General features: G+C 54.8%; 12 protein-coding genes. 6 read left to right on the top strand and 6 right to left on the bottom strand.

What is annotated here, in order from left to right:
* Together HP459_RS23580 and rnd are read left to right on the top strand one after the other, a co-directional pair.
* Window positions 1-143 (top strand): hypothetical protein (locus HP459_RS23580; RefSeq protein WP_171936609.1); only part of this gene is annotated, 143 nt, incomplete at its 5' end.
* Between the two features lie 83 nt (window positions 144-226).
* Entirely contained in the window at window positions 227-1,342 is a 1,116-nt protein-coding gene (gene rnd, locus HP459_RS18405) for a ribonuclease D (protein WP_123059168.1), read from the top strand.
* Window positions 1,343-1,428: 86 nt separating this feature from the next.
* Here the strand turns inward: rnd and minE are convergent, their stop codons facing one another.
* The 3 genes from minE to minC are packed head-to-tail and all read right to left on the bottom strand — an operon-like array spanning window position 1,429 to window position 3,241.
* Window positions 1,429-1,695, bottom strand: a complete 267-nt coding sequence (gene minE / locus HP459_RS18400; protein ID WP_003859937.1) for a cell division topological specificity factor MinE — start codon at window positions 1,693-1,695, stop codon at window positions 1,429-1,431.
* A 3-nt stretch (window positions 1,696-1,698) separates the two neighbouring features.
* On the bottom strand, window positions 1,699-2,511 hold the full coding sequence (gene minD / locus HP459_RS18395) for a septum site-determining protein MinD (protein WP_003859938.1): 813 nt from the start codon (window positions 2,509-2,511) through the stop codon (window positions 1,699-1,701).
* A gap of 22 nt (window positions 2,512-2,533) precedes the next feature.
* A complete protein-coding gene (minC, locus tag HP459_RS18390; RefSeq protein ID WP_023300345.1) occupies window positions 2,534-3,241 on the bottom strand; it encodes a septum site-determining protein MinC in 708 nt (235 codons plus the stop codon).
* Window positions 3,242-3,364: 123 nt separating this feature from the next.
* Here minC and HP459_RS18385 point away from each other — a divergent pair, with 123 nt between their 5' ends.
* The 3 genes from HP459_RS18385 to HP459_RS18375 all read left to right on the top strand — a co-directional run bounded on the left by HP459_RS18385 (window position 3,365) and on the right by HP459_RS18375 (window position 4,881).
* Window positions 3,365-3,640: a YcgL domain-containing protein gene (locus HP459_RS18385; RefSeq protein ID WP_006810982.1), complete on the top strand. Its 276-nt coding sequence runs from the start codon at window positions 3,365-3,367 to the stop codon at window positions 3,638-3,640.
* Between the two features lie 47 nt (window positions 3,641-3,687).
* Window positions 3,688-4,347, top strand: coding sequence for a fumarylacetoacetate hydrolase family protein (locus HP459_RS18380; RefSeq protein WP_022648433.1), 660 nt, complete (start codon window positions 3,688-3,690; stop codon window positions 4,345-4,347).
* A 93-nt stretch (window positions 4,348-4,440) separates the two neighbouring features.
* Entirely contained in the window at window positions 4,441-4,881 is a 441-nt protein-coding gene (locus HP459_RS18375) for a YcgN family cysteine cluster protein (RefSeq protein ID WP_022648432.1), read from the top strand.
* A 99-nt stretch (window positions 4,882-4,980) separates the two neighbouring features.
* On the opposite strand, the gene dsbB is transcribed toward HP459_RS18375, so the two are convergent.
* Both dsbB and nhaB read right to left on the bottom strand, forming a co-directional pair.
* Window positions 4,981-5,511 (bottom strand): disulfide bond formation protein DsbB, encoded by a 531-nt coding sequence (gene dsbB / locus HP459_RS18370; RefSeq protein WP_032622423.1) that lies wholly within the window; start codon window positions 5,509-5,511, stop codon window positions 4,981-4,983.
* 46 nt (window positions 5,512-5,557) lie between these two features.
* On the bottom strand, window positions 5,558-7,096 hold the full coding sequence (gene nhaB, locus HP459_RS18365; RefSeq protein ID WP_045308313.1) for a Na(+)/H(+) antiporter NhaB: 1,539 nt from the start codon (window positions 7,094-7,096) through the stop codon (window positions 5,558-5,560).
* A gap of 202 nt (window positions 7,097-7,298) precedes the next feature.
* Between nhaB and fadR the strand changes: the two genes are divergently transcribed.
* Complete coding sequence (fadR, locus tag HP459_RS18360) at window positions 7,299-8,018, top strand: fatty acid metabolism transcriptional regulator FadR (protein ID WP_015570315.1); 720 nt, start codon at window positions 7,299-7,301, stop codon at window positions 8,016-8,018.
* Between the two features lie 66 nt (window positions 8,019-8,084).
* Here the strand turns inward: fadR and HP459_RS18355 are convergent.
* Window positions 8,085-9,318, bottom strand: a 1,234-nt coding sequence (locus tag HP459_RS18355; protein ID WP_171936608.1) for a SpoVR family protein, incomplete at its 5' end; no start/stop codon positions are given.

Genomic DNA, 9,318 nt, shown 5'->3' with positions numbered 1-9,318 from the left:
CGTTTTGTCGCCGGCAGCTGACGGGCTATAAAGTGCCGAAGCTGGTGGAATTCCGCGATGAGCTGCCGAAATCCAACGTCGGGAAGATATTACGACGAGAATTACGTGACGAAGCCCGTGCCAAAGTGGACAATAAGGCCTGAGCTTCACGTTAATCGCCCAGACGCCGGTTAAGCCGGCGTTTTTTATGGGCGCAAACAAAAGAGAGTCCGATTTGAATTACCAGATGATCACTACCAACGACGAGCTGGCTTCGCTGTGCGAGGTGACGCGTGATTTCCCCGCTATCGCCCTGGATACGGAATTTGTCCGTACCCGCACGTACTACCCGCAGCTGGGCCTGATCCAAATGTATGACGGCAAACACGTGTCGTTGATTGACCCCCTCGGCATTACCGACTGGGCGCCAATGCGCGAGCTGTTGCTTGATACCGCCGTGACCAAATATCTGCACGCCGGCAGTGAAGATCTGGAAGTCTTTCTCAACACCTTTGGCATCATGCCGCAGCCGCTGATTGATACCCAGATCCTCGCGGCGTTCAGCGGTCGTCCGCTCTCCTGGGGCTTCGCGGCGATGGTGGAAGAGTACACCGGTCTGACGCTGGATAAGAGCGAATCGCGTACCGACTGGCTCGCGCGCCCGCTGACGGCGCGTCAGCTTGAATACGCCGCGGCAGATGTATTCTACCTGCTGCCGATTGCTGGCCAGCTTATGAAAGAGGCTGAGGCGTCCGGTTGGCTGTCTGCCGCCCTGGACGAGTGCCGCATGACGCAGCAGCGTCGTCAGGAAGTGGTTGATCCGAAAGAGGCCTGGCGTGACATCACTAACGCCTGGCAGCTGCGCACCCGTCAACTGGCCTGTCTGCAACTGCTGGCTGACTGGCGGCTGCGTAAAGCGCGTGAGCGCGATCTGGCGGTAAACTTCGTGGTGCGTGAAGAACACCTGTGGGCGGTAGCGCGCTATATGCCGGGTAGCCTTGGCGAACTGGACAGCATTGGCCTTTCCGGGAGTGAGATCCGTTTCCACGGTAAAACGCTGCTCGCGCTGGTAGAGAAAGCTCAGCAGCTGCCGGAGGACGCACTGCCAGAACCACTGCTTAACCTGATGGATATGCCGGGCTACCGCAAGGCGTTCAAAGATATCAAAGCGCTGGTGCAGACGGTGGCGGGGGAAAGCAAACTGAGCGCCGAACTGCTGGCTTCACGTCGTCAGATTAACCAGCTGCTGAACTGGCACTGGAAGTTGAAACCGCAAAATGGTTTACCTGAACTGGTCGCCGGATGGCGGGGGGAACTGATGGCTGAACGCCTGAATACCCTGCTGGAAGGGTATCCGCGCTAAAGAATTGTAGCCCCGGTAAGCGCCGCGCCACCGGGGAAATTGCCGGGCGGTACGATGCTTGCCCGGCCTACAAAACCACAAACGGATTAACGCGACTCTTCCGCTTCCGGAAGCGTCACGTTCAGCTCCAGAATCGAAATATCCCCGTCTTTTTGCTCCAGCTGAACGGTGACCATTTCCGGGTCAATCTGCACGTATTTGCAGATCACTTCCAGAATGTCTTTGCGCAGCTGCGGCAGGTAGTGCGGTTCGGCGTCGCTACGACGACGTTCCGCCACAATGATTTGCAGACGTTCTTTTGCGATGTTGGCGGTGCTTTTTTTCCGCGAGAGAAAAAAGTCCAGTAATGCCATAACTTATCCTCCGAACAGGCGTTTGAGGAAACCTTTCTTCTCTTCTTCAATGAAGCGGAAAGGACGTTCTTCTCCCAGCAGACGGTCAACGGTATCCGCATACGCTTTACCCGCGTCTGCCTGTGTATCCAGGATCACGGGCTCACCCTGGTTAGAGGCGCGCAATACGGACTGATCTTCCGGGATCACGCCAACCAGTTTGATGCGCAGGATCTCCAGCACGTCTTCCATGCTCAGCATGTCACCTTTGTTCACCCGACCCGGGTTGTAGCGGGTCAGCAGAAGGTGCTCTTTGATCGGCTCCTGGCCATTTTCCGCGCGACGAGATTTCGAGGCTAGAATGCCGAGAATACGGTCGGAGTCACGTACTGACGAGACTTCCGGGTTAGTAGTGATGATGGCTTCATCCGCGAAGTAGAGCGCCATCAGCGCGCCGGTTTCGATACCGGCCGGGGAGTCGCAGACCACGAAGTCGAACTCCATCTTTTTCAGATCGTCGAGGACCTTTTCCACGCCTTCACGGGTCAGCGCGTCTTTATCACGGGTCTGGGACGCCGGGAGAATGTAGAGGTTCTCGGTACGCTTATCTTTAATTAGCGCCTGGTTAAGCGTGGCATCGCCCTGAATGACGTTCACGAAGTCATACACCACGCGACGCTCGCAACCCATGATCAGGTCCAGGTTACGCAGACCGATATCGAAGTCGATTACGACGGTTTTCTTTCCCTTCTGGGCCAAACCAGTAGCGATGGCCGCGCTGGAGGTGGTCTTGCCAACGCCTCCTTTACCCGAAGTCACAACAATAATGCGTGCCATAGAAATTCCTTGTTAAAAGGGATCAATTTAACGGTTGAACGGTCAAAGCGTTATCTGCCAGCTGCAGACGAGCCGCTTTGCCATAAAATTCGGCTGGGATTTTATCGCTCAGCCAATATTCACCTGCGATAGACACCAGTTCTGCCGTCAGGTGAGTACAAAAAATTTGTGCTTCTCGATCGCCGCTGGCGCCCGCAAGCGCACGCCCACGCATCATACCGTAAACGTGAATATTGCCGTCTGCAATCAGTTCTGCGCCCGCACTGACGTGGCTTGTAACAATCAGATCACAGTTTGGCGCATAAATGCGCTGACCGGAACGAACCGGCAGATCAATCAATCGCGTTTTTGTGACTGGGGCTACATTTTGCGCCGAAGGCGGGGGAGCGGGAACGGTTGCAGGCGTTGCGCGCGGGGATTTTTCTCTACCCTCGTTTAACAAGGGCAAACCCGCGCGTTCAATTTCGGCTTTTAACTCTGCGTCTTTACAGCCGCTTATACCCACGATGCGCAACCCCGTGGAGACGACGGCCTGCTGGAGTCGCTTCCAGTTAACCGGCCCCTCAAGGTCGCTTACATTAACGACAACAGGAGCATGCTTAAGAAAAGCGGGAGCCTGCGCGATTTTGTCTTCTAACGCCTGACGAATAACCTCGGGTTTTGCATCATGCAAATGAACCACTGATAAGGTGAAGCTACTGCCTTTAAGCTCGATGGGCGTATTTGACATCCTGGCCTTACTCAATTTGCTATTAACCGCAACACATCGCCGCGATATTCCGAAGAGTATCAGGCATGTTATAGTCAGGAGTATATTGAGGCAAGCAACCACCCATTAATTCAGAGTAAAAACATGTTTTGTGTGATCTACAGAAGTACCAGCCGCGACCAGACCTACCTTTATGTCGAAAAGAAAGACGATTTTTCCCGCGTGCCTGAGGAATTAATGAAAAGCTTTGGCCGACCGCAACTGGCGATGCTGCTGCCGCTGGACGGCCGTAAGAAGCTGGTGAACGCCGATCTGGAGAAAGTCAAAAAGGCGTTAACCGAGCAGGGCTATTATTTACAGCTTCCGCCGCCACCGGAGAATTTATTAAAACAGCATCTTGAGGTGAGCGGAAAGAAATAAGCCCGGGTTACTCCGGGAACAACTCATCAACCGATTAGGGGTCGACCATGTATCAACATCATAACTGGCAAGGTGCATTACTGGATTATCCCGTCAGCAAAGTGATCTGCGTGGGCAGCAACTATGCAAAACATATTCAGGAGATGGGCAGCGCCGTGCCGGATGAGCCGGTTCTGTTTATTAAGCCAGAAACCGCACTGTGCGATATTCGCCAGCCGCTGGTTCTGCCGCAGGGGCTGGGCTCGGTGCATCATGAAGTGGAGCTGGCGGTGCTGATCGGCGCGACGCTGCGCCAGGCGACCGAAGAGCATGTAGAGAAAGCGATTGCGGGTTACGGTGTCGCGCTCGACCTGACCCTGCGCGACGTCCAGAGCAAAATGAAGAAAGCGGGGCAGCCGTGGGAAAAAGCCAAGGGCTTTGACAATTCATGCCCGATTTCCGGTTTCGTTCCGGTGAGTGAATTTACCGACGACCCGCAGAATACGCCCCTCAGCCTGAAGGTCAACGGCGAGATTCGCCAGCAGGGGACGACCGCTGACATGATCCATAAGATCGTTCCGCTGATTGCCTACATGAGCCGCTTCTTCACCCTGAAACCCGGCGACGTGATCCTTACCGGCACTCCGGAAGGTGTGGGGCCGCTGCACAGTGGCGACGAGCTGGACGTCAGTTTTAACGGCCTGTCGCTGAAAACCCGCGTGCTGTAAAAGCACCTTGCCGCCTGAAAAGGGCGGCAAAACTTGCATCAACGTGCCAGACTCGTTATAAGGTGCGCTCTATTTTGACGTGTGGACATCCCGATGAACGACATTCCTTTCTGGCAAAGCAAAACTCTCGACGACATGACCGACGCGGAGTGGGAATCGTTGTGTGACGGCTGTGGGCAGTGCTGCCTGCATAAGCTGATGGATGAAGATTCGGATGAGATCTATTTCACCAACGTAGCCTGCAAGCAGTTAAACATCAAAACCTGCCAGTGCCGCAACTACGAGCGCCGTTTCGACTATGAGCCGGACTGCATCAAGTTAACCCGTGAAAATCTGCCGACCTTTGAGTGGCTGCCGCATACCTGCGCGTATCGCCTGCTGGCGGAAGGTAAAGATCTGCCCACATGGCATCCGCTGTTGACGGGGTCGAAAGCGGCGATGCACGGCGAGCGTATTTCCGTGCGCCACATTGCGGTGAAAGAGTCCGAGGTGCAGGACTGGGAAGACCACATTATGAATCACCCTAATCGGTGATAATAAAAAACCCGCCGAGGCGGGTTTTTTATTGTGCGCAATTTTGTCGGGTGGCGCTGCGCTTACCCGACCTACAAAACTGACGTTGCCGTTTCGCTTTTACCTTCCAAAAAGATCGCGTTTCTTTGGCTTGAACGGCTGGGCAATCAGCACCAGCAGCGCTACCACGAAGTAGGCGACAAAAATGCCCACCAGCCACTGCGGCATCTCCAGCGTCAGAAACTCCCACTGGCGTACAGAGCAGTCACCGGAGGCCACAAACACCTGCGGCAGCCATTTATCCAGCGGCAGCCAGCTCGGGAAGCGGGCCGCAAAGTCGCAGGTCATAAACGGCGACGGGTGAAGCTGCATCTGGGTGTGCTCCCAGGCAAGCGCAATCCCTTTCCCGGCGCTGTACAGCCAGATGGCAATTGCGGCATAGCGTAACGGTGTTTTAGGTGCAATCGCACCTACCAGACCCGCGCCCATAATGCCGAACAGCGCACAACGCTCATAAATACACAGGACGCAAGGTTTCAGCCCCATCACATGCTGAAACCACAGCGCGACCATTTCCAGCGCAAAGGCGGTCAGGGCCATCAACAACCACGCTCCGCGACCGCGTGAGCACTGGTTCAAAAATCGCAACATAATCATTTCCCTGGAACATGCTTAGACAGCGCAGTGTAAACGAATTTTAATGCGCCGCAAGTATACCTGCTTGCAACAACCATTGCGTACAGGGAACGAGAGTAATTTTGATGCACAGCAAACCAACAAGGGTAAGCACCAGCGTGTACGGCAGCGCCATCCAGACCATTCTTCCATAAGAAAGTCGTATGAGTGGCGCCAGCGCCGAGGTCAGCAGGAAGAGGAAGGCCGCCTGACCGTTCGGGGTTGCCACGGAGGGGAGGTTGGTTCCAGTGTTGATCGCCACCGCCAGCAGCTCGAACTGTTCACTGCTGACAATCCCTTGCTCCATCGCGGCTTTGGCCTCATTGATGTATACCGTCCCGACAAAGACGTTATCGGATATAGAAGACAACAGACCGTTAAACAAATAGAACAGCGTTAGCTGCGAATCTGGCGTGGCCTGAAGCACAAACGCGATGATTGGCGCGAACAGATGTTGGTCAATAATCACCGCCACGACGGCGAAAAACACCGCCAGCAGGGCGGTAAACGGCAGCGCTTCGGTAAAGGCTTTTCCGATAGCATGTTCGTCCGTGACGCCGCTCAGGCTGGTTGCCAGAATAATTACCGACAGACCAATCAGCCCCACCTCGGCAAGGTGGAAGGCCAGCGCAGCGATAAGCCACACGCCGATGATGCCCTGTGCAATCAGGCGCAGCGTCTCCTGGCGCGTGCGTTGTTTGCGGCTCTGCTCGTCAAACTTATGCAGCTCCTGACGGACCTGATCGGGCAACTTCGCGCCATACCCAAAAAGGTTGAATTTTTCGACCAGCACGCAGGTCGCTAAGCCGCAGATCAAAACGGGCACGCTGACCGGCGCCATGCGCAGGAAAAATTCGCCAAAATGCCACTCAGCCGCTTTGGCGATAATCAGGTTTTGCGGCTCTCCAACCATTGTCATCACGCCGCCCAGCGCCGTCCCCACGCCCGCATGCATCATCAGGCTGCGCAGAAACGCGCGGAACTGCTCGAGCACATCGCGGTTGTGCGCCTCAACGTGGCTGTCGTCCTGCAAGTTATCGCCAGGACGAGACGAGGCGACCCGGTGGTAAATACCGTAAAAGCCGACGGCGACGCTGATCACCACCGCCACAACCGTCAGCGCATCCAGGAAGGCAGAGAGGAAAGCCGCGGCGAGGCAAAACGCCAGCGAGAGCAGCGTTTTCGACGGAATGCTCAGCAGCAGACGGGTGAAGATAAACAGCAGAAGCTGCTTCATAAAGTAGATCCCCGCCACCATGAAGATCAGCAGTAGCAGGACTTCAAGATTCGACGCAATCTCGTTTTTAACATGCTCCGCGCTGGTCATTCCAATGACCACGGCTTCCAGCGCCAGCAGCCCGCCGGGCAGCAGCGGATAGCACTTCAATGCCATCGCCAGGGTAAAGATAAACTCGGCGACCAACATCCACCCGGCAACGAAGGGATCCAGCAAAAAGATAACGGGATTAACGACCAGGAATACCAGTAGAGTGAGTTTGTACCAGTCAGGTGACTGACCTAAAAAGTTGCGCCACAGCGCGCGCCCAAATGAAATTTCCACGACAGACGTCCTTTCCCCGTCAAATAAGACAAGACATCAGTATACGCAAAAACGGCGGCGGAGAGGGGGATAAAGCCATTTTGTAAATTTCATAAAAATGAAACGGCGATCCCTCTTTTCTGTCTCTGCTGCGCTATCTGCCTCTGCGCGCCTCTGGTATGATGAGTGCAATTTGCTAAAGCTGTGTAATGGAAATCTCACTATGGTCATTAAGGCGCAGAGCCCGGCGGGTTTCGCGGAAGAGTACATCATTGAAAGCATCTGGAATAATCGTTTCCCTGCGGGATCAATTCTACCTGCTGAACGCGAACTCTCTGAACTGATTGGCGTCACCCGTACCACGCTGCGAGAAGTGCTCCAGCGTCTGGCGCGCGATGGCTGGTTGACGATACAGCATGGCAAACCCACTAAGGTGAATAACTTCTGGGAAACGTCCGGGCTGAATATTCTGGAAACGCTGGCGCGTCTCGATCACGAAAGCGTACCGCAGCTGATTGACAATCTGCTTTCGGTGCGCACCAACATCGCTACCATTTTCATCCGCACCGCGTTTCGTCAGCATCCTGAAGATGCGCTGAAGGTGCTTGCCACCGCCAATGAGGTGGAAGACCACGCGGACGCCTTTGCGACCCTCGACTACAACGTGTTCCGCGGTCTGGCGTTTGCTTCCGGCAATCCGGTTTACGGTCTGATCCTGAATGGAATGAAAGGATTATATACACGCATTGGTCGTCACTACTTTGCCAACCCTGAAGCCCGCAGCCTGGCGCTCGGCTTCTACCATAAACTGAGCAAGCTCTGCACCGAAGGGCTGCACGATCAGGTCTATGAAACGGTGCGTCGTTATGGCCACGACTCCGGTGAAATCTGGCACCGAATGCAGAAAACCCTGCCGGGTGATTTAGCGATTCAGAGTCGCTGAAATAAAAAACCTCTCGATTGAGAGGTTTTTTTCGCCCGGTGGCGCTTCGCTTACCGGGCAAAAAAACTACAACGTATTCAACCGCGCCGGACACCGCTCCAGCAGCTCCACGCTGCCATCTTCATTCTGCTGCTCCAGCGACACGTCAAATCCCCACAGGCGATGCACATGCTTCAGCACTTCCTTACGCCCCTTATCCAGCGGTGCGCGGTTGTGAGGGATATAGCGCAGCGTCAAAGAGCGGTCACCGCGCAGATCCACATTCCAGACCTGAATGTTCGGTTCAAGATTGCTCAGGTTGTACTGAGACGACAGGCGCGAGCGGATCTCACGATAGCCCTCTTCGTTGTGGATCGCAGAGATCTCCAGGTAGTTGTTGCGGTCATCATCCAGTACGGTGAAGAAGCGGAAATCACGCATGATTTTCGGCGACATGAACTGGCTGATAAAGCTCTCATCCTTAAAATCACGCATCGCGAAGTGCAGCGTTTCCAGCCAGTCAGAACCGGCAATATCCGGGAACCAGTATTTGTCCTCTTCGGTGGGCGACTGGCAGATACGCTTGATATCCTGGAACATGGCAAAGCCGAGTGCGTAAGGGTTAATGCCGCTGTACCACGGGCTGTTATACGCTGGCTGGAATACCACGTTGGTGTGGCTGTGCAAAAACTCCATCATAAACCGCTCGGTGACTTTTCCTTCGTCATACAGGTGGTTAAGAATGGTGTAGTGCCAGAAGGTCGCCCAGCCTTCGTTCATCACCTGGGTCTGCTTCTGAGGATAGAAATACTGGCTCACCTTGCGCACGATGCGCAAGATCTCACGCTGCCACGGCTCCAGCAGTGGGGCGTTCTTCTCCATAAAGTAGAGCAGGTTTTCCTGCGGCTCGGAAGGGTAACGACGCGCCTCGGCGACGGTTTTCTCCTCCTCACGTTTCGGCAGGGTGCGCCACAGCATATTCACCTGGCTTTGCAGATACTCCTCGCGGCTCTTCTGCCGGGCTTTCTCTTCCTGCAATGAGATCTTCTGCGGACGCTTATAGCGGTCAACGCCGTAATTCATCAGCGCGTGGCAGGAGTCCAGTAGCTTCTCTACCTCGTCCACGCCGTAGCGCTCTTCGCAGTCGGTAATGTATTTGCGGGCGAAGATCAGGTAATCGACGATGGAGCTGGCGTCCGTCCAGCTGCGGAACAGATAGTTATTTTTGAAGAACGAGTTATGTCCATAGCAAGCGTGCGCCATCACCAGCGCCTGCATGGTAATGGTGTTCTCCTCCATCAGATAGGCAATACACGGGTTA

Origin of the sequence: Enterobacter sp. CM29 (assembly GCF_013179605.1) — a bacterium.
Lineage (GTDB): Bacteria > Pseudomonadota > Gammaproteobacteria > Enterobacterales > Enterobacteriaceae > Enterobacter > Enterobacter intestinihominis.
This window is presented reverse-complemented; position numbering and strand designations above follow the sequence as displayed.